Below are 26,198 nucleotides of genomic sequence, written 5' to 3' on the forward strand. Positions count from 1 at the left end.
ACGGATGCTCAAAAAAAACGCCTTGAATCTGGTGCTGCATGTTCTCTTGCTCGGGTTCGGCCTGGTTTGGATCTATCCTTTTATCTGGATGGTCTTCTCATCGCTCAAGACGAATACCGAGTTTATCAATTCGGGGATCAGCCTGGTCCCTGAGACCTGGCAGTTCGCCAACTATGTGCGAGCGTGGAATGAAGCCCAGTTCTCGACTTATTTTTTCAATTCGGTCATCATTACCGTCAGTACAGTGGTTATCGTCGTGCTGCTCTGCGGCCTTACTGGCTATGCGCTCGGAAGAGTCAATTTTCCCGGCCGGACGTTCGTCGTAGTAGCCATCACGGCGACGATGTTTATCCCGAAGGGATATACGATTATCCCGATCTATCACATTATCAAGGAGCTCGGCTTGCTTAATTCGCTTGCTGGCGTCATCCTGGCCGAGTCGTCGGGCGCGCATGTGCTGTTCATCCTGCTCTTCATGTCGTACTTCAACAAGATCCCCAAGGAGCTGGAGGAGTCCTCCGAGATCGATGGCGCAGGCTTTATCCGCACCTTCGTGCAGATCATGCTGCCGCTCTCCAAGCCGATCATTGCAACGACGGCCATCATGCAGTTCATCTGGACCTGGAATTCGTTCTTCACACCGCTTGTCTTCACGCTGAGCAAGCCGGAGCTGCGGACGCTGGCCGTGGGGATGTACTCCTTCGTCGGCGAATATTCGATCGACTGGTCGGGGATGGCTGCCGCTGCCTCGATCTCGCTGGTACCGGTCATGGTCGTCTTCCTTGTCTTCCAACGCTTCTTCATCGAAGGGATCTCCGGATCCGTCAAGGGGTGACATGCATATTATGAAAAAACCGCATCTGATTATCTTTAATCCGGATCAGTGGCGCGGAGACGTGCTTGGTCATATGGGCAACCGCGCCGCCGTGACGCCTCACCTGGACCGGATCGTCCAGACCGACGCCGTTTCGTTCCGCAACGCCTTCTGCCAGAATCCGGTCTGCACGCCCAGCCGCTGCTCCTTCATGAGCGGCTGGTACCCGCATGTGCGCGGCCACCGGACGATGCATCACATGATGCGTCCGGATGAGCCAGTGCTGCTGAAGCGGCTCAAGCAGGAAGGATACTTCGTCTGGTGGGGCGGCAAGAACGATCTGGTGCCGCCGAGCGGCGGGTTCGACGATTATTGCGATGTGAAGTACAAGCCGCCGAAGCCGCCAGTCAAGGCGGATCTGCATGCAGATACCTCCTGGCGGGGAGAGCCGGGAGGCGATCAGTACTACTCTTTCTTGGCAGGGAAACTGGAGAAGGATGCAGATGCGCCGTATTATGAAGATGGCGACTGGGCGACCGTGATGGGGGCGATCGAGCAGCTCCGGGACGCGCCTGCGGATCAGCCGCTTTGTCTCTATCTGGCGCTCGGGTACCCGCATCCGCCATATGGGGTGGAGTCGCCCTTCTACGAGCTGGTCGACCGGCAGGCGGTGCCTGCCCGTGCCGGCACTCCGGACTGGACAGCCAAGCCGTCCCTGCTCAAGGGACTCAGCGACAGACAAGGTCTGCAAGGCTGGACCGAGGCGCAATGGAACGAGCTGAGAGCGGTATACTACGGTATGTGCTCGCGTGTGGATCATCAGTTCGGGCTGCTCATGAAGGCGCTGAAGGAGCAAGGATTGTATGAGGATACAGCCGTATTCGTCTTCTCCGATCACGGAGATTTTACCGGCGATTACGGCCTGGTGGAGAAGACGCAGAATACGTTTGAGGACTGCCTCACCCGCGTCCCCTTCATCGTGAAGCCGCCCCGGGACGTACCGGTGAAGGCTGGCGTCAGCGACGCGCTCGTCGAGCTGATCGACTTCCCGGCCACGGTCGAGGCGCTGCTGGGGATCGTGCCGGAGCATACGCATTACGGCCGGTCGCTGCTGCCGGTCATCGCCGGGGAGACGGCAGAGCACCGCGATGCCGTCTTCTGCGAGGGCGGGCGGCTGCGGGAAGAAGCGCACTGCAAGGAGTCGCAGAGTCTGGAGACGACGGATTCGCTCTATTGGCCGCGTCTCAGTCTGCAGCAGCTGGACAGTGCCGAGCACGGGAAGGCGGTCATGTGCCGGTCGAAGCGCTACAAGTATATCCGGCGGCTCTACGAGACCGATGAGCTCTACGATCTGGAGAGCGATCCGCAGGAGCTGCGCAACCGGATCGACGACCCGGCACTGGCCGAGGTCGCGCTGGCTATGAAGGAGCGGCTGCTGACCTTCTATCTCGAGACCGCCGATGCGGTCCCCTTCCAGGAGGATCGGCGGTTCTGATGCAGGCCATTCGGGCCGGCCTAGCCGCCCCGGCGGTAAGCGCCGGGCGGGCAGCCGACGACCCGGCTGAAGGCTCTGGCGAACGAGTAGAGGCTGGCATAGCCTACGGAGTGAGCGATATCGGACATGCTGCGGGAGGAATTGCGCAGCATGTCCTTTGCTTTGTCCATCCGCAGCGACTGCAGGTAATGCCCCGGGCTGCAGCCCATCCGGCTTATGAAGGTCTCGTGCAGATGAGAGCGGTGGACCGGGATATGCTCGGCGATCTCCCGGATCGTGATCTCCTCTGTGCAGTGCTGCTCCATGAAGGCGAGGCAGCGTTCGAACCAATCGGCAGGTTCTGACGGAGGATGCGCCGGCGCTGCCGGCAGCAAGGCGGCGAGAACCGTATAGAGCTCGGCCTGCAGCTGCATCGACCGTCCGATGGATGCGGCCGCTTCTCCCGCAGCCGATGCGAGCAGCTGTTGGAGCGCGGGCTGGAGCGAAGCCGGGAAGCAGTCGCGGCGGTACGGCAAGCGGCTGCTCATCCCGATGGCGCTTAGAAGCTCGGCGGCTTGCGGGCCGTCGAAGGAAATCCAGAACAGGCGCAGCGGAGCTTCCGCCTGAGCGGCTGCAGGCGGGCCGGAGGCAGTTGGACGGGGGACTGTACGTCCGTACTGATACGTGTGCCCCGGATAGAGGCAGAACGCATCGCCTGCCTGGAGCTCCGCCTGAAGATCCCCGTATCGGAGCGTCAGGCGGCCTTCGAGTACCAGATGCAGACCGTAGCACTCGATCGTCCGCGGTCCTACGCTGTAGAGAGGCTTGGCCCGGTTGGTCCCCATGCGGATGCACCACAGCCCGCTCTTCCTCTCGAACGGACCCGGATCGAAATAATGAACTTGCGCGTGTTCGATTCTCGATTCAGACAGATGCGGCAATGTATCCCTCCTCCGTTCATCATCCGACTTATAGACAAATAATCCGTACATCCGGCAATTTCGTTTTGTCTCTGTAAAGCTATAATAAATCTATATCGATCACGAGACAAGCGGGAGGCGGACCATGAAAAAGCCCAACATTTTGTTAATTACAAGCGATCAGCAGCACTGGAACACCATCGGGGCGTTCAACCCCGAGATCAAGACGCCAAGCCTGGACCGGCTTGCGAGCGAGGGGACGACCTTTACCCGGGCCTACTGTCCCAATCCGACCTGTACACCGACAAGGGCCTCGATCATCACAGGCATGTATCCGAGCCAGCACGGGGCATGGACGCTGGGCACCAAGCTGATGGAGGGCGTGCATACGGTAGGCGAGGATTTTGCGGATGCGGGGTACCGTACCGCCTTGATCGGCAAGGCGCACTTCCAGCCGCTCGTCTCGACCGCGGCGTATCCTTCGCTGGAGGCCTATCCGCTGCTGCAGGATCTGGACTACTGGCGGCAATTCGACGAACGGTTCTACGGCTTTGATCATGTGGAGCTGGCCCGCAACCATACCAACGAAGCTCATGTCGGTCAGCACTATGCGCTCTGGCTGGAAGAGCAGGGCTGTCTGAACTGGAGGGACTACTTCCTGCCCCCTACCGGTACGATGGACCCGGCTGTGAAGCATACGTGGCCGATCCCCGAGGCATACCATTATAATGCCTGGATCGCCGAGAGGACCAACGCTCAACTGGAGCAATGCGCGGATGACGGTCAGCCGTTCTTCCTCTGGGCCAGCTTCTTCGACCCGCATCCGGACTACCTGGTGCCGGAGCCCTGGGATACGATGTACGATCCCCGCAAGCTGACGATCCCGAAGCTGACGCCTGGCGAGCATGAAGCCAACCCGCCGCACTTCGCGATGACGCAGCTGCCAGAACCGGACTTCTCGGCCTATCGCGAGGACGAGTTCGCGATCCACGGCTACCGCTCTCACACGGCGATGTACGGGGAGGAGGACCGGGAGCGGCTGGTCGCCACCTATTACGGCATGATCAGTCTGATGGACAAATATATCGGCCGCATCCTGGACCGGCTGGACTCGCTTGGCCTGACGGAGGAGACAATCGTCGTGTTTACGACCGATCACGGACATTTCTTCGGGCAGCACGGTCTGCAAGCCAAGGGAGGCTTTCACTACGAGGACCTGCTGAAGCTGCCGTTCATCGTCCGCCACCCCGGTCATGTCCCTGCCGGCCGCACGTCCGACGCGATCCAGTCGCTCGTCGATCTGGCGCCGACGTTTCTGGATTGCTGCGGCCTGCAGATTCCGCGCTCGATGACCGGCGTTAGCCAGAAGCAAGTGTGGCGGGGGCTGTCGGCGTCTGCCCGCGATCATGCGATCTGCGAATTCCGGCATACCGAGCGGACGATTCACCAGAAGTCCTACATCGAGGAGCGGTACAAGCTGACGCTGTATTACAATCAAGTCTATGGCGAGCTCTTCGATCTGCTGGAAGACCCCGGCGAGCTCCGCAACCTGTGGGACAGCCCGGACCATCAGATGCTGAAGACAGAGCTGCTGCTGAGATACGCATGGGCGGAGCTGGGCAAGGAGCCGCTGCCGATGCCGCGGATTGCGCATGCGTAAGCCAGGTAGAGGTTGTTTGCGGCAGCACAACTTAATTTCCATCTGACATGTTCGATCCTCTTCCTCTGTTTTATACTCGGACTATTACAGACAGAGGAGGATGGTAGATGGTTTTCTTTCGAAGCTTTTCCCGGGTGAAGGCAATAGTCGTTATATTGGTCATGCTGCTTGTTCTGGAAGGGACAGCAAGCATTATTCCGATGCAGCCGGAGGCGAATGCCGGGCAGGACTTTGTCGAGCTGGTTCCGGTCGATGATACGTATGCGGATGGCGTCTCGCCCGATCAGAATTTTGGCAGTGCGATCCGCACAATTGTCAGAGATGTACCTGGTCAGATGAATGACAAGATTGCGTATTACAAATTCGATGTCGGCGATGTGACTATACGGAGCGATCGGGCGCTCTTGCGTTTGTATGTAGAAGGGATTACGCCTGATCCTCTTGCGACGAACGTAAGCGCTTACGAAGTCGAGGATAACAGCTGGAGCGAGCATACCTTGACCTGGAACAACAGGCCTGCAGTCTCAGGCAAGCTGTCAGGTACGACTGCAACGGCAAGCAATACATGGATCGAGCTGGATGTGACCTCGCATGTCAAAGCGGGCATGTCAGCTTCCGGCTATGTCTCGATCGCTGTCATGGACGATCAGCAGCATAACCGGGCCGTTCGCTTGAGTTCTAAGGAAAGCCCTGCGTTCAAGCCCGTCCTGCGCATTCAGGAGGAGCCTGCTTACGTCATGAGCAGTACCCCGGCCAATGGCGAGCGCCATGTCAACGTATCGGACCTTCGCATCACGCTTGACTTCGACCGTCCGATGGACATGTCTACTTTGGATCCGGCAAGTGTATTGCTTCTGGAAGGAGACGGCGAGACCGTCTTGCCTTATACTGACTTTACAGTCGACAACGAGCAATACACCTTCTCGGTGCCCGACAAGCTCGCATACTTGACCCCATACAAGGTAAAAGTCCTATCCGGTACTGTTAAGGATGCAGAAGGCGGCGCCATCGCGGATGATCAGGAGATCAGCTTCATGACGATGCCCGAGGCGACGGACGCGTTGACCGTTACCCGCTATACGCCTTGGCTCGTCAACCTTCACCTTACGACGATGGATGCCGTGGCAGCCGGGATCAAGGGCGGAGACGGCGCCCAAAGAGTCTGGTCCTACGGGATTGACCCGACCAACTCCGATCATGTCATGCTTGGCACGGACACAACGGCCATCTACAGCAGCGAAGACGGGGGACTTTCCTATCAGATCAGCGGAGAAGGACTGGAGATTATCGGAACCGTCGATATTGCGATCTCTCCTGACGATAGCGAGGTTGCCTATGCAGCGATGACAGCAGGCAAAGAATCAGACAAGACCCATGTCACGGTGCACAGCGGCATCTGGAAGACTACGGACCGCGGAGAGACATGGCGTCATGTGTTACACGCGCCGTATTACCGGTATCCCAGCGGCTACATGATTCGTTTCGGGGCACTGTCTCCTCAGACCTCATCGCGACCTGTCTACGTTGCAACGCATCAGGAAGGAGTATTCAAGTCGGAGGACGAAGGTATGAGTTGGGAGTATCTGGGGCTCTCCGGCAATACCATTGGCGATTTTTATGTGAGTCCGGATGAACAATTTATGATCGCTGCTTCTCTGGAAACTGGAATACAGGTCAGTTATGACGGCGGACAGAGCTGGAGCACGGCCAATACGGGCTTGCACCTGACAGAAGCCTACGGGATCACTGTGCATCCTGATAATGCCGATTACTGGGTAGCTGCTGTGGACAACCGGGCCTATAAGAGCGAGGACGCGGGACAGACATGGACAGGGCTCCCGAGACCGTCCGGGTTTGCTCTGGACAAAAAAATAAGAAAAGTGCTGTTCGGGGCATCTACCGGCAGTATTGAACCCCCAAGACTGTATCTTGTCGGTGAAAATGTCGCCCATAATGTGCGTTTCAGTACGGATCTGGGCATGAACTGGATCCGTCCGGTCATAGATAATTCGATCGGTTTTACTCAAGGCATTACGGGCTATGCGCCAGACGCCCTGAAGCCGGATCATCAAGATCCGTATACGGTATGGGCAACCTTTAATTCCAATCCGTTCAAATCGACAGACGGTGGACAAACCTTCTTTAATTCGTCGTCAGGATACTCCGGTCATCGGGCAAGCGACTTTCTATTTGACGAATCCGATCCGCACAATATTTTCATCGCCTTTATCGACCGGGGGCTTGCCAAATCGGTCAATCCCGAAAAAGACGGCGTATATCCGATGTTTCTTGATCTCACGCATGATGAAGCGATTCGTTACGAAGGAGCCAAGAGTGCTCACAGTATTGCCAGAAACCCACTGGATCCCGATCATATCATCTTCAATGTGGGTCACTGGAACACGCATACCATTCTGGCGCAGTCCTTCGACAACGGGAAGACGATGGAACACATCCCGGGGACGGCGGGCAATAATATAAAGACGCTTGCCTTCCACCCGCAGGAACCGCTCATCATCTATGCCGGTACCCGCTACAGCGAGGACGGCGGCGTCACGTGGCAGATCAGGGACAAAAATGTCGTCGCAGTATCTCCGGTGAATGGCGATCATGTATGGGCTGTTCAACGGACAGAGGATTATTTTACATTGTTCGAATCGCGGGACAAAGGATACACATGGCAAACCCATGCTTTATTTGACGAATTCAACACGATCCCCATCCGTTCCGTGACGGCCGATCTGACAAGCGAAGAACAGTACTGGGTTGCGACGAATGAAGGGATCTACAAATTTGATGGTGCAAATATGACCCACATCGGCCGCGAGCATGGACTGGTCCCGGATGTAGATGGCGGACTCGAGATCTTTTCTGTCGCCCAAAACCCAGTGGATCATCAGCACTATGTTGCAGGGGGCTATAACACGAACCTGGGTCCCACAGCTGGTTTGTTTGAAAGTCGGGATGGAGGAGAGCATTGGCATCTGATTCCCGGGATGAAGGGCGTTCGGGATATATGGAAAGTAGCGTTTCATCCCGCACTCGCCCAAGTATATGCGGCCACTTCCCATGGAACGTGGGTATATGAGTATGAGCATTTTGAACATCCCGCCCGCATTGTGCTTGCTCCCACGGATGACACGACTGCGGATGAAGCTAATCCCGACTCGAATAGCGGCGCGGCGGAAACCCTGACCGTAGACAACGACCCTGTGTCCAATCATGAGCGAATCGCTTATCTTAAGTTTGATTTGCAAGGAATTACCGGTACGATTGAAAGCGCAGTACTTGGTGTATACAACAGTCAAATGACGCCGTATGAGCCTTCTTTGATGCTGGATGTCTTCTCCACGGCAGCCAGTTGGACCGAAAGCGGCCTTGTCTGGAACGGGCGTCCACAGCTCCTTGATGCGCTAGCGAGCGCCAGTGCGAGCGCTTCGCAGGTTTGGGAGAGGTTCGACGTTACCGAGTATGTAAGAGCACAGCTATCGCAACAGGAAGCTGCGAGCTTTGCGATCCGTGATCTGACGGCATCAGGCAAGGCGGTCACCCTGCATGCGAGAGAGGCGTCATTTGGCATGCCTTACCTGGAGATTATCACAACCAACGAGGAAGAGAATCCGTAAATGCGCTATGCAGCTGCGCGAGCAAGGGAGGATGCCGCTTGATCTGGTACAAATTGAAGCTGCTCATGATGAACCGATCCTTTTTCACCAAGCTGTTTTTGACGATATCGTTCGTCTCCGTTTTGGGGATTGTAACGATCTCCCTGCTTTATCAACATTATTACCGGTCCGTTTTGTTGAACCTGGAGCTCGAGCAGACACGCAACAGCGTGGCCCAATCGACCTTGAATCTGGATCATTATCTGGACCAGATCGTCAAAGACATGTTTCAGTTTATTACCTACTCGGGCAATGGCGTCTTTCTTCTCGAAGCGCAGACCAGTTCCTCCCAGTTAACGGAAGATATGAAGCAGGCAGCGGATATGCTGTCTGCTTTTCGTCATCGCTACGGAGGAGATATCACCTCATCGTTTTTCTTTAAGCCTGATGTTTTCTTCATGGATTACGATCTCCGCTTTATCCCAGGTGTGGATTACCGGGATCAACAGTGGTATCGCTACTTTCAGGATCAATCCCGGGAGATGTGGCTGCCGCCGTCAACGGAGATTTTGTTTACCCGCGAGCAGCCATTGCCGGCGGTTCAGATTGCGATGGGGATGTACGATATTTCGGGTCAGGATGGTATTTTCGTTGTCCGGTTAAGCCCCTTCATGTTTGAAGAGGCCTTTCGTCATTTGGCGAGTCCCCATCTGCGGATCAGCCTGCTGGACGCCCAGGGCCATATCATCTACGCATCGGATCCCGGTGAAGGGGAACACAAGCAGGAGTGGATCAGCTACAGCAGCGTGCTAGAGAAGTCCGGGTTCTCGCTGCAGGTAAGTCTGGATAAGGCGGCGATTTATGAAAAAGCAGTGCAATCGCGCAATTTGAACCGATTTGCCATCCTAAGCGTCCTGCTGGCTTCATTCATCCTGGCCGGCATCTTGTCCCTGACGCTGATCAGGCCTTTGAGGCGATTGCAGACGCTGATGAAACGCGTGGAGGTAGGAGATTTTGAAGTCCAGATGCCGGTGTTATACAAGGATGAGATCGGCAGGCTGGGACGAGGCTTCAACAAAATGACCAACCGGCTTTCCGAGCTTATCCAGCAGGTCTATGTCTTCAAAATGGAGAAGCTGGAAGCGGAGCTGAAACAAAAAGAAGCGACTATAAAGGCGCTGCAAAGTCAAATCAATCCCCATTTTCTTTACAACACGCTTGAAGCGATCAACTGCCATGCGATAATTCACGATATCCCGAGCATCAGTAATATGAGCAGAGCATTGGCCGACTTTTTTCGATATTCAACCGAAGGTCATGAGGCGCTCGTCCCTTTGATCGAAGAGATCGAGCACGCCCGTGTGTATATTGATATCCAGTTGGAGAGATACCCGGAGATCGACGTAAGAGTAGATCTGCCCGAGCGGCTCAAGTATTGTTCCGTGGTAAAACTGTCCTTGCAGCCGCTGATCGAGAATGCGTTTATGCATGCTTTTCAAGGGGAACGGTCGTATTGGCTCAATATCAGAGTCGAAGCATCGGGAGAGGACTGCCTCTTGTACGTAGAAGACAACGGTGAAGGCATGGAAGCGAAAGAAAGAGAACGATTTAATCGGTTGTTCCGGCGGGGTTCGCCGCTAGGCGCGGAGCTGTCCGTGCCTGCTCAGGGGATCGGCCTGTTAAATGTTCATCAGAGAATCAGGCTTTACTTTGGCGCCCCGTACGGTCTGGAACTGCAACCATCCGCAGCGGGCGGGCTCAGAATACTCTTGCGGGTGCCGCGGAAGACAAAGATAATCTCACATGATACGGGGGAGAATCCGGATGAAAGTGATGATCGTGGATGACGAGGATATTATCCGCCAAGGGGTCAAAGTACTGCTGGAAAAAAGCCATCCTTCCATCCAGGTTATAGCCATGGCGAAAAACGGCAAAGAAGCTTTGAAGCTGATCGAACAGGACCCGCCGGACCTGCTCATCGCCGATATTCGAATGCCGGTTATGAATGGATTGGAGCTGATCGAGCGGGCTGCGGCACACGGGCCAGAGATGGTCAGCGTAGTGCTGACGGGTTACGCTGACTTCGAATATGCCCAAAAAGCGTTGAAATCCGGGGTGGCGGATTACATCGTCAAGCCAGTCAATCAAGTGAAGATCAATCAGATGGTGCAAGCCGTATTATCCAAAAACCCGACGCGCTGGCTTGATGGAATCGAGGTGGCGCAATTAAAGGATATCAAAGAGCTGGCTATGGCGATTGTAAAGCATGTGCTGGCAGAAAATGCAGAGGAGGTCCGGAACCTCATTGCCTATTGGAGAGAGTACTGCCGCACGAACTTTCAACGCTTCCATGACATGAGGCAGGCCATGGGGATCGTAAGACTGACGATACAGACTGAGCTGTTGGCTGGTTATTCAAGTGTGGTCAGGATCAATTCAAGTCCGTTGGAAGGTTCCACTCCGGGAGAGTTGATCGAAGAATGGCAACAGGAGTTAACCCGACTGATTGACGAAATAGCCGGGAAACGGGTGCCGCGAAATAAGCGCATCGTCGACTTTGTACTTCAGGAAATCGATCGCGACTTTGGCAATCAGGAGCTGAACATCCGTCTGCTGGCAGACCGTGCCGGAGTGTCCGCTGCTTATCTAAGTAAAATGTTCCGGGAGATCGTAAACCAGCCGTATACGCATTATTTAAATGAATTAAGACTGCACAAGGCCAGGCAGCTTCTGCTCTCGGGCAGGGAGCTGCGGATTGGACAACTGGCAGAGGTGTGCGGGTTTTCCGATTATCCCCATTTCTCCAAACTGTTCAAAAAAAGGTTCGGGCTAGCGCCTCAGGAATACAGGGAAAAGTTTCAGTCGGATCCCGGCGGCGACATCAGTTAAGAGAAGACAAATGAAGAGTTGATGCACATGTACTTTCACAAGCCGTTCCAGTAAGCTGAATCTGCAGCTGCTCCAACATCAAAAATGATATGGAAGGGGTTTCAGGGATATGCAGAGGAATTACAAATCGAGACTGCTCAAGCTTGCGCTGTGCAGTTTGACGGCGGCGGTTATCATGAGCGGATGCGGACAAAACGGGGCGGGAGACCCCGAGGGAGCGGGAAATCAGCAACGCAATACACCTGTCACGCTTACAGTCTGGGATAAAGGCGGGGGCATGGGGGATGCTGTGCGGAAGCTGATCGATGATTTCAACAGCGAGCACACGGATATTCAAGCCAATCTCGTGCATCAGGGCTCTGACAGCTATGAGGATACTGTACGGTTGGCCTTTCAGTCCAGACAAGGGCCTGACCTTTTTGTCGTAAATGGTCCCGAAAAATTGTACCAGGCAGGGTTTCTGCTCCCGCTAGATGACATTCTGAGCGAAGAAACGCTTGCGATCTATAAACCGCACGGCAGAAAAGGCAGCACAATCTTCAACGATCAGCTGTATGCAGCCTCAACAAGCGCTGTGACGATCCGGCTGGTGTATAATAAGGACCTGTTCCGGGAAGCGGGGCTCGATCCTGAGCAGCCGCCTGCAACCTTCAGTGAATTGAAGGCATATGCCCAAGCAATATCGGAGGCAGGCAATGGGGAATACTTCGGTCTCGGATTGCCGATGAAGTGGAGCGGGTTTATGGATTGGCATATCGATCCGCTGGTCCTGGCGACCGATCTGAACTTGACGAAGAAGGGATTGTTCAACCGCTCGGAACAGGTGTACGAGACGGCAAAGTATGCGCCGGTGATCGAGGTGATGCGCGAGATCGTAAGCAACAAGTGGGCGTATCCCGGAGCATCGACATTGGATAATGACCCGATGCGCTCAGCGTTCGCGGAAGGAAAGATAGGGATGTACATGGGGGCTTCCTGGGACATCGCGACCTTGAACGAACAGTTCAATACGACTGTTGACTGGGCAGCGGCTCACATCCCCGTAGAGGATGGAAAAGAGGCACTGCAGCACATCTCCAATGCCGGCCAGCCCTGGTCGGTCTCGGCCGATACGAAGCATCCGCAGGAGGTCGGCGTTCTGCTGGAGTACCTGCTGGGCGAGCAAGTCTCCCAATCCTTGCAGAAGCAAGGGCTGCTCAACTCGCTTCATCCAGCTGCCGCAACCGAGGAGAGCATGCCTGAAGGCGTAGAGCAATTCAAATATTTTATTCCAGCTGAGCTGGACAGACAATTTCCCGGCGACCCCACAGGGTTTCTAAAAATTCAAGGGAAAAGCTATCAGGATACCATTATCGAGTTGATATTGACGGATCAGCCGATCATAGAAACGCTAGAGGCCGTTTCGGACACCTACACTGAAGCCTACAACAAGGCCGTTCAAGACGGCGCGATTGACGAAGAGCTGTACCGAAAGGATTAGCTATCCTGATGATGCCGCGTCCAAGCGGCATCATCAGGAATCCTGCGCATCCTATTCTATGGAGGACAACTCCATCGCCAGCCGACATGGTCCATCCCCTTTCTCATTGGCTATAATCGCAGTAATGCCAAGGAAGGGGATGATGACTATGACGAAAATGAAACCGTTATCAAGAGCGCTGATCATGATGCTGGTGCTGTTATTGATCGCAGGCAATGTGGTGTATGCCTTGCCAGAGTCAGAGACGGTGCAAGAGATTGAACAGGAGCAGATGGAGACAGAAGCCGGTGGCGAGGACGATGCAGCAGCAGAAAATGAAGCGGAAGCCGAAGACACTGCGGATGCCGATGCTGGTGCTGATGCTGATGTCGACGCCGATACAGGTGCAGGTGCAGAAGCTGTCTACGAGCTTGCGGCACTGCCAAGCGCAGCATTAACGCCGGTTGAGGATTCCTATGCCGACGGAGTGTTGCCTGATCAAAGCTTCGGCAGCGCGATCCGTACAATCGTGCGCGATGTGCCCGGCAACATGAATGACAAGATCGCTTATTACAAGTTTGATCTCAGCATGGCAGAGGTCCGGGCGGATCGCGCCGTGCTGCGTCTGTATGTCCATGACATCGCACCGCAGCAGCTGGCGACAACCGTAAGCGCTTACGCTGTTGCGGATAACAGCTGGAGCGAAGGCAGCCTGACCTGGAACAACAGGCCGGAGGTGCAAGACAAGCTGTCCAGTGCCACTGCAGAGACCGTGAACGCATGGATCGAGCTGGATGTGACGGACTACGTCAGGCAGCATGCCGATCCGGGCGGAATGCTGTCCATCGCTGTACTCGATGACGCACAGCAAAACCGGGCTGTCCGGATGTACACGAAGGAGAATAACGAGCATCGACCCGTCCTGCTGGTGACGGAAGAGCCGCCTTATATCAAGAGCAGCTCGCCAGCGAACGGGGAGAAGCATGTCCCGGTGTCGCTGCCGAGCATCGAGATTGCATTCGACCGGGAGATGGATCCTGCAACCTTGAATCCATCGACCATTCAGCTGCTGGATGGCAACGACAATCCGTTATCCTACACTGGGGATGTCAGCGGAACAGACACCTACACGATTCATGTGCCTGGGCCTTTGTCCTTGGCTACGATCTACAAGGTCGTCGCGACTGCGCAAGTGCGGGATGCAGAAGGGGTCTACATAGAAGAACCCAGCATCATCTCTTTTACCACGCTGCCCGAGACGGATAATGCGTTGACGACAACCCGTTATACGCCATGGTGGGTGAATCTGCACTTGACGACGCCCGAGTCCGTGGCGGGCGGGAAGAGAGGCGGCGAAGGGGCGCAGCGTGTCTGGTCCTATGGTGTCGATCCTTCGAATAGCCAGCATGTGATGCTGGGCTCGGACACCATCGCCGTATACAACAGTGAAGATGGCGGGGACTCCTACAGCATCAGAAGCGGCGGCCTTGAAATTATCGGTACGGTAGATATCGCCATCTCTCCGGATGACGGCGATGTCGCTTACGTAGCCACGACGGCGGGCAGGGAAGCAGACAAGACGAATACGACCGTCCACAGCGGCATCTGGAAAACGACCGACCGCGGACAGTCCTGGCGACATGTGCTCCACACGCCATACTATCGATACCCTAGCGCATACTTGATCCGGTTCGGCGAGCCGGATGCCCCGTCGGGGATCAGGCCGATCTATGCAGCGACACATCTGGAAGGCGTGTTCAAATCGGTCGACGAAGGCAAGAGCTGGGATTACCTGGGGTTGTCCGGTCAGACGATCGGCGATCTTACAGTCGATCCTGCAAACGGCCGTCTGATCGCAGCTTCCTTCGAGAACGGGATCATGGTTAGCGAGAATGATGGAGCCACCTGGCAGGCCATGAACACCAATCTTCCCTCCACGGAAGCCTATGGCATCACCGTCCATCCGGACGATCCCGATCTATGGGTAGCGGCAGTCGACAATACCGCCTACAGAAGCGAGAACGCAGGCGCATCGTGGACTGCGCTGCCCAGACCGAGCGGGATGAATGAGACGAAGAAGCTGCGCAGAGTGATGTTCGGAGCCTCTCCGGGCGGCGGCGAGCATCCGAGATTGTATGTGCAGGCGGAAGACGTCGCCTATAACCTGCGTTACAGCACGGATCTCGGTGCCAGCTGGAACACGCCGGTCATCGACAATCAGTACGGCTTCTCCCAGGGAATCACGGGCTACGCTGCCGATGCGATGAAGCCGGATTACAGCGACCCTTATACGATCTGGGCCACCTTCAGCTCCAATCCGTTCAAGTCGACGGACGGCGGACAGACCTTTGTGAATGCAGCCTCCGGATACTCCGGTCATCGCGCGAGCGACTTCCTCTTCGATGAGGAGGATGAGCACAATATCTTTATCGCGCTCATCGACCGCGGCATCGCCAAGTCGATCGATCCCGGGAAATCCGGCGTTTATCCGATGTTCGAGGATCTTACGTCGGATAATGCCATCCGTTACGAAGGCGCGAAGACCGTTCACAGCATCGCGCGGAATCCGAACGACCCGGATCATCTGATCTTCAATATCGGGCACTGGAATACGCATACGATCCTTGCGCAGACCTTCGACAATGGCCGGACGATGGCGCATATCGAGGGCACGGCCGGCAACAACATCAAGGTGCTGGAGTTCCATCCGCAGAACCCGCAGATCATCTATGCGGGCACCCGCTTCAGTACGGATGGCGGGGCGACATGGCAGTTCCGCGATCAGAATGTGCTGGCCGTGTCGCCGCTGAACGGCGATCGCATCTGGGGTGTGATCCAGTCGGGCGATCTGACGACCCTCTATGAATCGACAGACGCCGGGGCGACGTGGACGGAGAATCCGGTGTTCGACAGCGCCAATACGATCCCGATCCGCTCGGTGGAAGCTGATCTGTCCTCGGAGCAGATCTACTGGGTGACGACCAACAATGGCATCTATCGCTTCGAGAACGGCACGCATACCTTTATCGGCGAACAGCAGGGGCTAGTGCCCAATGTGGACGGGAACATGGAGATCTTCTCGATCGCCCAGAATCCGCATAACCATCAGCATTTTGTAGCCGGGGGCTACAACACGAACCGCGGGCCAAGCGAGGGGCTGTTCGAAAGTCTTGATGGCGGGGCCAGCTGGCATCTCGTACCGGGGATGGCCGGCGTCAGGGACATCTGGGTAATCGAGTTCCACCCGAGTCTTCCCCACGTGTACGTGGGCACCTCGCACGGCACATGGGTGTATGAATATGAGAACTTCGTCGATCCGGCAAGGACAGTCCTTCCGCCTACGGATGACGCTTATGTGAACAGCATCGAGGCGGACCGCAACACCAACTTCGGTTCGGCCGACCGGCTTTTTGCAAGAGATGCTGCAGGGGAGGGCTTCGACAGAATCACCTATCTGAAGTTCGATATCAGCGGCGTTGAAGGCGAGATCCAAAGCGCGGCCTTGAATCTGCATAATTTCCAGATGAACCCGTATGAGCCCTCGGTGATGCTCGATGTGTTCGCGGCGGGCGACGGCTGGGATGAAGGGACCGTGACCTGGAATAACCGGCCCGACCTGCTGGAGCCGCTGGCCAGCGTCAGCGTCAGCGACATCAATCTGTGGGAACGCTTTGATCTCACCGCGTATATCCGTTCGCAGCGCGCTGCGAACGAGACGACGATCAGCCTGGCGGTCGCGGATACGACGGAAGCGGCCAAGGCGGTGCTCTTCTACTCCAAAGAGGCGAACGGCAAGCATCCGTTTCTGGAGATCATCACTACCGGCAATGAGAGCGATCCCGGGATCGATCCCGAGCCGAACGAACCTATGGAGCCGCTGCCCAGCACCGAGCTGCTTCCGGTGGACGATGCGTTCGTCAATGCGTCCAGTCCGGACGACAATACCGGCCAGCTGCCGCGTGCCGTCGTCAGGAATCCTGCCGGGGATGCCAATGACCGCATTGCTTACTTCAAATTCGACCTTTCGGAGATCGACCATCGCGCAGACCGGGCATGGCTGAGGCTCTATCCGTACCAGATGAACCCGGATGTCGGCCCGACAACCGTCAGCGCCCATGCCGTGGCGGACAATAGCTGGAGCGAGACGACGGTTACCTGGAATAATCGGCCCGACATCGGCCGGTCATTGTCCAATGCGACAGTCGCCGAGCTTCAGGAGTGGATCGAGCTGGACGTGACGTCCTGGGTGAGGGAGCAGATAGCTGACGAGGCGCCCGTAAGCCTGGCGGTCCAGGGCGATCCGGTGTACAATCGTGCGATCACGTTTTATACCAAAGAAAATGCCGATTATCGCCCTGTCCTGCTCGTGGAGGAGAAGCCGCCGTATGTGCAGGAGAGTGAGCCAGCCAATGGTGCGCGTCATCTTCCGCTTGATCTGGAACGGATCACCCTTACTTTCGACCGGGAGATGGATACGAGCACGCTCGTGCCGGCGAACGTCAAGCTGCTGCAGGAGGACCAGGAGATTGCGTATGCGAATTACACGAGCGACGCGACTTCGATTACGATCGAGCTCCCGGAGAGACTGGCCTATCTGACGACTTACAAGGTTGAAGTGACCGACGCGGTCAAGGATGCCGAGGGCAGAGCCGCAGCAGGCGAGACCGTCTCCTTCACGACAATTCCTGAGACCCGTGACGAGCTGACGACGACCCGATATGCGCCGTGGTGGGTGAACCTGCATATGACGACGCCTGATTCGGTGGCGGCCAATGTGGCGGGCGGGGACGGGGCGCAGCGCATCTGGTCGCTCGCCATTGATCCTTCCGATCCCAGCCATGTGATGATGGGGACCGATACGACGGGGGTATTCGCCAGCGAGGACGGCGGGCTGAGCTTCGAGATCAGCAATAACGGACTGGAGATCAGCAGTACCGTCGATATGGCGATCTCGCCGGATGACGGCGATGTGATCTATGTCGCGACGACTGCCGCAAGGGAAGTGCGTCCGACAGAGATGAACAACAAGACAGGCATCTGGAAGTCGGTCGACCGCGGACGGTCCTGGAAGCAAGTGTTCCATACGTCCTATTACCGCTATTCCAGCACGCATCTGATCCATTTCGGCGAGCCGGACACCGCAAGCGGCATCCGCCCTGTCTATATCGCGTCCCATCAGGACGGCGTCTTCAAGTCGTCAGACGAAGGGCAGAGCTGGGAGTATCTCGGCCTCTCGGGCAATACCATCGGAGCGATGGTGCTGGATGCCGCGCAAGGGAGGATCATCGTCGCATCTCAGGAGAATGGTATCCTGGTGAGTGAAGACGACGGCGTCACATGGGAGGCCCGCAACAGTACCCTGCCTTCGGCAGAGGGATACGGCATCACAGTGCATCCCGATGATCCGGATGTCTGGGTGGCCGCGATCGACAATACGATCTATCGCAGCGAGGATGCCGGCAGCAGCTGGACTGCGCTCGCCCGGCCGGCCGATATCCCGCAGGCGAGAAAGATGCGCAAGGTCATGTTTGGCGCATACCGGGGAGAAGGCGAGACGCCGATGCTCTATATGATGTCCAACGATACCCCGGATGTTTACCGCTACAGCACCGATCTGGGAGAGAGCTGGCATCGGGCGGCGATCGACAATACGGTCGGCTTTGTTCAGGGCATCCGCGGATTCCGGGCGGATGCGCTGAAGACCGATCCCCATGACCCGGAGCTGGTCTGGGCCAGCTTCAACTCGAACTTTTTCAAATCCGAGGACGGAGGCAGGACGTTCTTCAAGGCGGGCTCGGGCTTCTCGGGACACCGGGCCAGCGGGTTTTTATTTGACGAGAACGACGACCACAATATCTATATCGCTTATATCGACAGAGGCATTATCAAGTCGATCGATCCCGGCAAGGATGGCGTATATCCGATGTTCTTCGAGATGACTTACGACGATGCCATCCGTTACGAGGGCGCCAAAACCGGACACAGCATCGCCAGAAATCCGCTTGATCCCGATCATATCATCTTCAATGTCGGTCATTGGAATGTGCATACGATATTGGCCGAGAGCTTCGACGGCGGCAAAACGATGCAGCATATCCCGGGGACGGAAGGCAACAATGTCAAGCTCATCGCATTCCATCCGCAGCATCCGAGCATCGTCTATGCCGGGACCAGGTACAGCGAAGATGGCGGACAGACTTGGCAGATCAGGGAGAAAAACGTAGTGGCGGTGTCGCCGCACAACGGCGATCATATATGGGCGGTTAACGGCAATACGTTGTATTATTCTGAGGATCGGGGCGTAACATGGACAGTGAACAGCCTGTTCGACGAGGAGAATACGAGCCTGGTCCGCAGCGTCAAGCCGGACATCGCCGATCCGGACCGGTACTGGGTGGCAACAGATCATGGCATCTACCGGTTCGACGGAGAAACATACGACTACCTGGATGAATCCTACGGGTTCGTCCGCGATTCCGATGGCGAGCTGGAGATGTTCGATATCGCCCAGAATCCGCACAATCCGCTTCATCTGGTAGCAGGGGGGAACAACCGTTTCCGGGCGCCGAGCATCGGGATGTTCCAGAGTCTGGACGGCGGCGAGAGCTGGCACCTCGTACCCGGCATGGCCGGGGTGAGAGATATATGGGTGCTTGCGTTCCATCCCAACCTTCCCCAGGTCTATGTCGCGACCTCCAATGGCACCTGGGTGTATGAGTACGAGCATTTTGTCTCGCCGGCCAAGCTGGAGCTGCTGCCCACAGACGACGCGTATGTGAGCAGCGCCGCCAATGCGCGGGATACGAATTATGGCGCTGACGCGGAGCTGAAGGTTACGGATACGGCAGCTCCTGATGGCGACGCAGCCGCATATTTCAAATTCGATTTGAGCTCGATCACAGGTGATATCCAGAGTGCGACGTTCAATGTATACAACAGCGGCATGCAGCCGGAAGGGCCAGCAGTTACGCTGGATCTGGATGCAGCGGGGGCAGACTGGTCGGAGTCGGCATTGACATGGAACAACCGGCCTGCAGGCGGACAGTCGCTGGCCAATGCGAGCGCCAGCGGCGTTAACGTATGGGAACGCTTCGATATTACCGCCTATGTGCAGGAGCGCTTCGATCAAGGGCTGCCGCTAAGCCTGGTGCTGCAGGAGAGTCAGCAATCCGGCAATGTGATCACCTTCCATGCCAAAGAAGCGGCTGCGCATCATCCTTATCTGGAGATCATCACGACCGGCAATGCAACCGATCCGGGGACCGAGCCTGAGCCAAATCCGAATCCGAATCCGAACCCGAATCCGAATCAAGATTCGAATCCGAGTGCTCAGCCTGATGCTGAGGATCAGGATGAGCCGGGGGCGGGGCCGGCAGTGGTCGAGCAGCCGGACGGTACGCAGCAAAGTGTAGTCATACGCCAATCCGAGCAGGAGCCGGGCGTAGGCTTGATCGACGTGGAGGAGGCAGCGGTGTCGGTGGCGCTCGACGTGCAGTCCTTTCTCGACATGGAGCGCGCAAGCGCGCAAGCGCTGTCGCTGCTGCGGGTGAGTGCCGCAACGGGCATCTATGAGCTGCCGATGGACGTGGTCCGGGAGCTGCGCGAGCAGCATCCGGCTTTGAGCAGGCTGACACTGACGATCGCGGCGCTGCCGGACGCAGACGCGGCTCAGGCCAGGGATGGTCTGCTCGCGCAAGGACTCCGGCCGATCGGCGAACCGATGGCGTTCAGCTTGTCCGCGACCGACGCATCGGGAGCGTCCTTGCCCATCGAGAAGTTCAGCCGCTATGTGAAGCGGGCCATCGTCGCGGCAGCGCCGCCGGACCCGGACCGTGCCGTCGTCATGTGGTGGCATGCGGAAGCGGGGCAATGGGAGCCGGTGCCGACGGTGGTCGGCGGCACCGGCAATGAGCGGCAGGTCTGGTTCCAACGGCAGGGCAACAGCCGCTACGCCCTGGTCGAAGGCGCGTCTGTCTTCACGGATCTGACCGGGCATTGGGCACATGCTACAATCCAGCGTCTGGCGGCCAAGCAGATCGTCAACGGTGTCTCGCCAACCCGTTATGCGCCGGGGGAGCCGCTGACACGCGCCCAGTTCACGACGATGCTGACCCGGGCACTCGCACTCTCCGGTTACAGCCGTACCTTGCCTGCCGATGTGGCGGACGGGACCTGGTACGCCGATCCCGTCTCACGGGCGATGGCTGCGGAGCTGGTACAGGGTTACCCGGATGGCGGGTTCCATCCCCATCAGCTGCTGACGCGGCAGGAGATGGCAGTCCTGGCTGACCGGGCCCAGCGGTATGCAGCCGGTGGGCAGGCAGCGGACACTGCGCCAGGGGATGAGTCGTTCCGGGACGCGGAGGCCATCGCGCCGTGGGCGGCAGAGGCAGTGGCAGCGCTGGCCCGTCAGGACATCCTTACGGGAATGCCGGACGGGCGCTTCGCCCCCCGGGAGACGACGACACGCGCGGAAGCCGCGGCGGTGCTGTACCGGCTGATGGTACGGCTGGCGTTTATCAACGACGTGAATAGCGAAGGGGGGCTTGGACATTGAAGCGGAGTCTGTGTCTGCTATTAATCACGTGCCTTCTTCTTGCAATTAGTGAAAAGTCCGTTTACGCTGCCCAGCCAACCGGTATTGAGCTGGAAGCCTTATTGCCAGAAGCGGATACATTCATTCAAAGTAATTCATCATCTCAACAAGGCGATGGTCCCCATCGTTGCTAGGGGGCCGGGCGAGCCTTTGAAAATCGGTTTGCTGCGTTTCTCTCTGAATGAAATACCTGCCGGATCAACTATTCTCGCAGCAGAGCTTTCATTGTCCGCTACTTATACCGGTTCAGCCCCGAGTGGAGGGAGTCTAGCCGTTCAGAGAGCTGTCCCTTCGACAGTGGGCGGTTGGGAGGAGAATGTTCGTTGGGGGGACGCTGTCGTCCCCTCCGCTGGCAATGAACTCGTTCTTGCTCCACTCCCTGCAAAAGATCAAACAGTAACAGTTGATGTGCTGCGCTTGATCGAGGAGAATGAGGCAGCCGCTTCAATGGATTTCTATATTTCAACAGATGCTGTATTAAATGGGAACGCCAAGGATGTGAACATTTATAGTAGAGAAATGTGGGATACCTATCCGGAAAAGCCGGATTTGAGACCAAAATTGAAATTGGTTATCGATGCGCCGCTTTACTCCGTGAGCGGTACTGTAGCGACAGCAGATGGCCAAGCGTTAACGGGTGCGGAGCTATCGCTATACCGAAGTACGGCTCCCCAAGCTCTTCTTAGCTCCACGATTTCGGATAACCAGGGAGCATATCGTTTTGCTGACAGCTATCTGGAAGGAAACTATATTGTAAAAGCTGCAAAACAAGGATATCTACCGCAAACTTTATCCATTTCAATAGATACCGAAGATGTGGATTCGGCGGATTTTATTCTTGTAGAAGGAATGGTGCCTCAAGTTATTGAAAGTTCGCCCTCAAGACATGATCAAGAGGTAGATGTCCATCTGGGACATATTGTGTTGCAATTCAACGAGCAGATGGTTTTGGACAGCTTGAACCCCGATACTATTCAATTGAAGAAGCTAGGAACAGCTGGAGCTGCGGAAGACATCGAATACGCAAGCTATGAGAGAACTCCCACATCCTATATGTTGCTACTAGACAGTCATCTGGAGCACGGTACGACATATGGCGTCACTATTACTACATCTGTAGAGAGCGCAGAGGGGATTCAACCGGATACTGAGGATACGCTGACTTTTACTACGGCGACCATTGGTTACGATACGCTTCCTCCAGAGGTTGATATTCATAATGAATTAGCTCAAATGGGTTATTTGGATGTAACCTTATATGGCGCGGATCCGAGTGGTCAACTTGACGCCACCGCAAGTATTCGACAAACCATTGAACGGGCATTCCAATACAATATGGCAGTTTTCTTTCCCAGCGGTACCTATCTGGTAAGCGACACTCTTCATCTGAAGCAAGACCTTGCTACTTTTGACAACAGGAAACGGCAGGGTCATGTGCTGATAGGGGACACGCGGGGATCACGTCCACTGATTAAACTGGCTGACAACGCTGCTGGCTTTCAGGACGATTCCAAGCCGGAGGGCAATGCGGTTCAGCCGGCATCGATCAAGCCGATATTTTATTTCTGGCATGAGAATGTCGCCTGGCCAGGAAATGCAGCTGGTCAAAAGGCGAACGAGAACTACAATCAAGTAATTCGTGGTATTGACTTCGATTTGGGCACGGGCAATTCCGGTGCTGTGGCTATCCGCCATCGCGGGGCAGAGGGAAGCGCCATTACGGATGTGCATATCTCAGCATACGGCGCGTTCGCCGGAGTATATGAATTACTGGGCAGCGGCGGCAGTATCACGAATCTTGCAGTAGACGGCGGCAAATATGGTATCTATGCCCCTTGGGGACAGCCGATTCCGCTTATTACCGGATTGACATTAAATGACCAGACGAACCTAGCCATTTACTACACGAAATGGACACCGCTTACGATCGTTGGTTTTGAGATCAGAAAAGAAGAGGGACCGGTGTTTTCATTAGCCAAAGATGAGACTGATGCATTAGGCGCAGCAGAATCAGCAGGTAATATTTCGCTTGTAGACGGAATAATCGAATTAACAGGCGACAGCAACGAGGATACCGTGATCGAGAATACGGACCGATCCATCTATATGAAGAATGTCTATATCAAGCATGCCGAACGATTAGCGTCTCATGCAGAAGAAGGCACAATTCATGAGATCGTACAGCCGTCGAGCTGGACAGTCGTAGATGAATATGCCTATAGCACGAATTACTCCGATCCGTCCAAGCTGATTAACGGCACCTATTCCAACGAAACGGTCTATGAGCAGCAGATTTCTGCAACAGAGCCGCCAGTGGATATAATCTCAAAACACATTGTCCCAGAAACGTACTTTCGGCCTTTGGATGTTGATGTGATTAATGTAAAGCAGGCTCCCTACAACGCAAAAGGCGACGGGGTCTCTGACGACACTGCTGCGATACAGGCAGCTATAGATGCGGGAAGCAAGGTGTTTCTGCCAAGAGGCGTCTATAATGTCAGTGATACATTAAGGTTACGGGCAAATACGATGTTGTTTGGCGTGGCCAGACATATTACACTAATCGATCCGGGCACGTGGAGTGAAGCTGAGGAGACCCCTGTTATTATCACCCCAGACGATGCTTCGGCGAGCACCTCCATGTCAAACTTTAAGATTTTGTTGCGGAATTCTAGTCATCACATTCAAGCGATTAAGTGGATGGCGGGCAGACATTCGATCGTGCGTGACGTGTGGGTGTACATGCATCCTTTGGATTCGGTGGAGCTTCCAAATCCGCCACATCCGCTTCGCCGGACAGTGATTACAGGTAACGGAGGGGGACGTTGGTACAACACGCTAGGCATGATTGCGGCAGACTCCAAGAACGATCACTCCAGGCAGTTGCTGATTGAAGGAACTTCAGAGCCGCTCACCTTCTATATGCTGCATAATCAATATCACCAGGCACCAAGAATGGCAGAGATCTCGAATGCTTCGAATGTGACGATCTATTCTCTTAAGAGCGAGACTATTCTTAATCCAAGCAACTGGACGGGCGGGCCATGGCCCATCTCGATAGGGATTGATGATTCAACTGATATTACGATTATCGGTTATGCAGGGTTGGCGCAGATGGAGCCAGGACGGGGAATTGTAGAGGTGAATAATTCGTCAAATGTGCTCATGGCTAACTTCGCTACTTGGGGTGAGCACCATTATGCTACCGATTCCTGGTATTACGTGAAGGAAATCATTAATGGCCACACGAGCTTCATCAAGGCAAGCAGTATATTGAATCTGTATCGTCGGGATGGACTTCCGGGAGGCAGTGTGCAGAATTCTTACTTTCCAATACAAATGGTTGAGAGCAACGGAGACCCGCTAATTCATGTGCTTGATGGAGAAGTGAAAATAAGCAAATCTGGCACCATCCTTCACAACTCCACCCGAGCGGACGGATCAACTGCTCAACTGGTTAGCATAACACACGAGGCATTTCTTGCCGCTGTAGCTGCATTAGAGGTTATGCAATCAGAACGACGCGCTTTAGTCGTGGAATGGGATGGGCTGATGGAGGACGTGCAGATCGAAATTCCAATTGGTCTTCTGGCTGAACAAGAACACACATTTGAGGATGTGCAGGTCGTATTGGAAGCAGAGACGATAAGCTACGCCTTTCCCCTGCGTGCGCTGTCTATCCACCATACAGCCAACCGTTTAAAGGCTGAGCCGGAAGAGCTTTCCGTCATCTTGCATGTACAGCAGCTTACGGAAGCCCAAAGCCGTACATGGCAAGAGGCAGCAAGAAACCAAGGCGCTGCTTTGCTCACACCACCTTTATCATACCGCCTTACAGCACAAGGAGCTAATGGAGCGGAGATGGATCTCCGTTATTTTAAAGACGAATACGTAGAGATACGGATTGGTTTGACCAGTGCAGAAGATACAAGCAATCTGACAGGTGTTCAACTGGATGATGAATCGATGGAACTAAAGTTCATTCCGACTATTTTTCAAAATGAACACGAGGGTGTAAAAGCGGTGCTCAGGAGTCAGGGCAACAGTTTGTATACCATTGTCGCTTCAGATAAAAGTTTTAACGATCTTACGGATCATTGGGCAAGGGCAGATATCGAAATGATGGCTTCCAAATTGCTTATAAAGGGTGTCAGTTCAACGGAGTTCGCTCCAAACCGGAATATGACGCGCGCAGAATTCGCGGTGCTGCTGACCAGAGCATTGGGCCTTATCGAACCTTATTCGTCAACTTTCGATGATGTCCACCAAGGCAGCTGGTATGCAGGTGCAATCGGAGCAGCCGTAAACGCAAAATTAGTAGAAGGTACCGGAGGGGCAAGCTTTGAGCCTGACGGCTACATTACTCGGGAGCAAATGGCTGTGATGCTGCACAGGGCAAGTATGAGGCTCAACAAGGAGTCGCTTGATAAAGGTGGTCTTTATGACGAAAGATTCTTGGACTGGAACACAGTTATGCCTTGGGCAAGAGAAGCGATGCATTTTTGTCTGTCGCACAATATTATTCTAGGGACTTCCAGTCAACAATTATTGCCTCAGGCATATGCCACAAGAGCGCAAGCGGCAACAATGATAAAGCGGATACTACAACATATCCAATTCATGGATTAAGTATGTATCTTATGAGGACGTCTGCCCGGGCGCAGACGTCTTTTTTTCTTTGCAAGACAACTCTCTCTCCAGCAGACATGGCATGGGAGGGGCAGACTGCGTATAATCTTGATTTATAAATTTATATGTTCTGGTCATATAACAGCTTTCAA

The 26,198-nt window shown here is 55.3% G+C and carries 10 protein-coding genes; 9 read left to right on the forward strand and 1 reads right to left on the reverse strand.

From position 1 onward, the window contains the following. The first annotated feature begins 4 nt into the window (after positions 1–4). Positions 5–835, forward strand: coding sequence for a carbohydrate ABC transporter permease (locus ABC336_RS23120; protein WP_413240888.1), 831 nt, complete (start codon positions 5–7; stop codon positions 833–835). Between the two features lie 10 nt (positions 836–845). Beyond that, the gene (locus tag ABC336_RS23125) at positions 846–2,309 is read left to right on the forward strand and encodes a sulfatase family protein (RefSeq protein WP_413240889.1); all 1,464 of its coding nucleotides are present in this window, start codon (positions 846–848) and stop codon (positions 2,307–2,309) included. Between the two features lie 20 nt (positions 2,310–2,329). Here ABC336_RS23125 and ABC336_RS23130 read toward each other — a convergent pair whose 3' ends face one another. Then, complete coding sequence (locus ABC336_RS23130; RefSeq protein WP_413240890.1) at positions 2,330–3,229, reverse strand: AraC family transcriptional regulator; 900 nt, start codon at positions 3,227–3,229, stop codon at positions 2,330–2,332. 124 nt (positions 3,230–3,353) lie between these two features. On the opposite strand from ABC336_RS23130, the gene ABC336_RS23135 reads away from it, so the two are divergent. The 7 genes from ABC336_RS23135 to ABC336_RS23165 all read left to right on the forward strand — a co-directional run bounded on the left by ABC336_RS23135 (position 3,354) and on the right by ABC336_RS23165 (position 26,046). Further along, positions 3,354–4,868, forward strand: a complete 1,515-nt coding sequence (locus tag ABC336_RS23135) for a sulfatase family protein (RefSeq protein WP_413240891.1) — start codon at positions 3,354–3,356, stop codon at positions 4,866–4,868. A 107-nt stretch (positions 4,869–4,975) separates the two neighbouring features. Continuing rightward, positions 4,976–8,494, forward strand: coding sequence for a CBM96 family carbohydrate-binding protein (locus ABC336_RS23140; RefSeq protein WP_413240892.1), 3,519 nt, complete (start codon positions 4,976–4,978; stop codon positions 8,492–8,494). A 38-nt stretch (positions 8,495–8,532) separates the two neighbouring features. Then, positions 8,533–10,320 (forward strand): sensor histidine kinase, encoded by a 1,788-nt coding sequence (locus tag ABC336_RS23145; RefSeq protein WP_413240893.1) that lies wholly within the window; start codon positions 8,533–8,535, stop codon positions 10,318–10,320. Further along, on the forward strand, positions 10,298–11,362 hold the full coding sequence (locus ABC336_RS23150) for a response regulator (RefSeq protein ID WP_413240894.1): 1,065 nt from the start codon (positions 10,298–10,300) through the stop codon (positions 11,360–11,362). Before ABC336_RS23145 ends, ABC336_RS23150 begins: the two co-directional genes overlap by 23 nt. 109 nt (positions 11,363–11,471) lie before the next feature. Further along, entirely contained in the window at positions 11,472–12,842 is a 1,371-nt protein-coding gene (locus ABC336_RS23155; protein ID WP_413240895.1) for an ABC transporter substrate-binding protein, read from the forward strand. Between the two features lie 148 nt (positions 12,843–12,990). Further along, complete coding sequence (locus ABC336_RS23160; RefSeq protein ID WP_413240896.1) at positions 12,991–21,378, forward strand: CBM96 family carbohydrate-binding protein; 8,388 nt, start codon at positions 12,991–12,993, stop codon at positions 21,376–21,378. A 48-nt stretch (positions 21,379–21,426) separates the two neighbouring features. Continuing rightward, on the forward strand, positions 21,427–26,046 hold the full coding sequence (locus ABC336_RS23165; RefSeq protein ID WP_413242582.1) for an S-layer homology domain-containing protein: 4,620 nt from the start codon (positions 21,427–21,429) through the stop codon (positions 26,044–26,046). Positions 26,047–26,198: the final 152 nt, after the last annotated feature.

The sequence above is a fragment of the Paenibacillus jepli genome (assembly GCF_047238105.1).
Taxonomy (GTDB): Bacteria; Bacillota; Bacilli; order Paenibacillales; family Paenibacillaceae; genus Paenibacillus_D.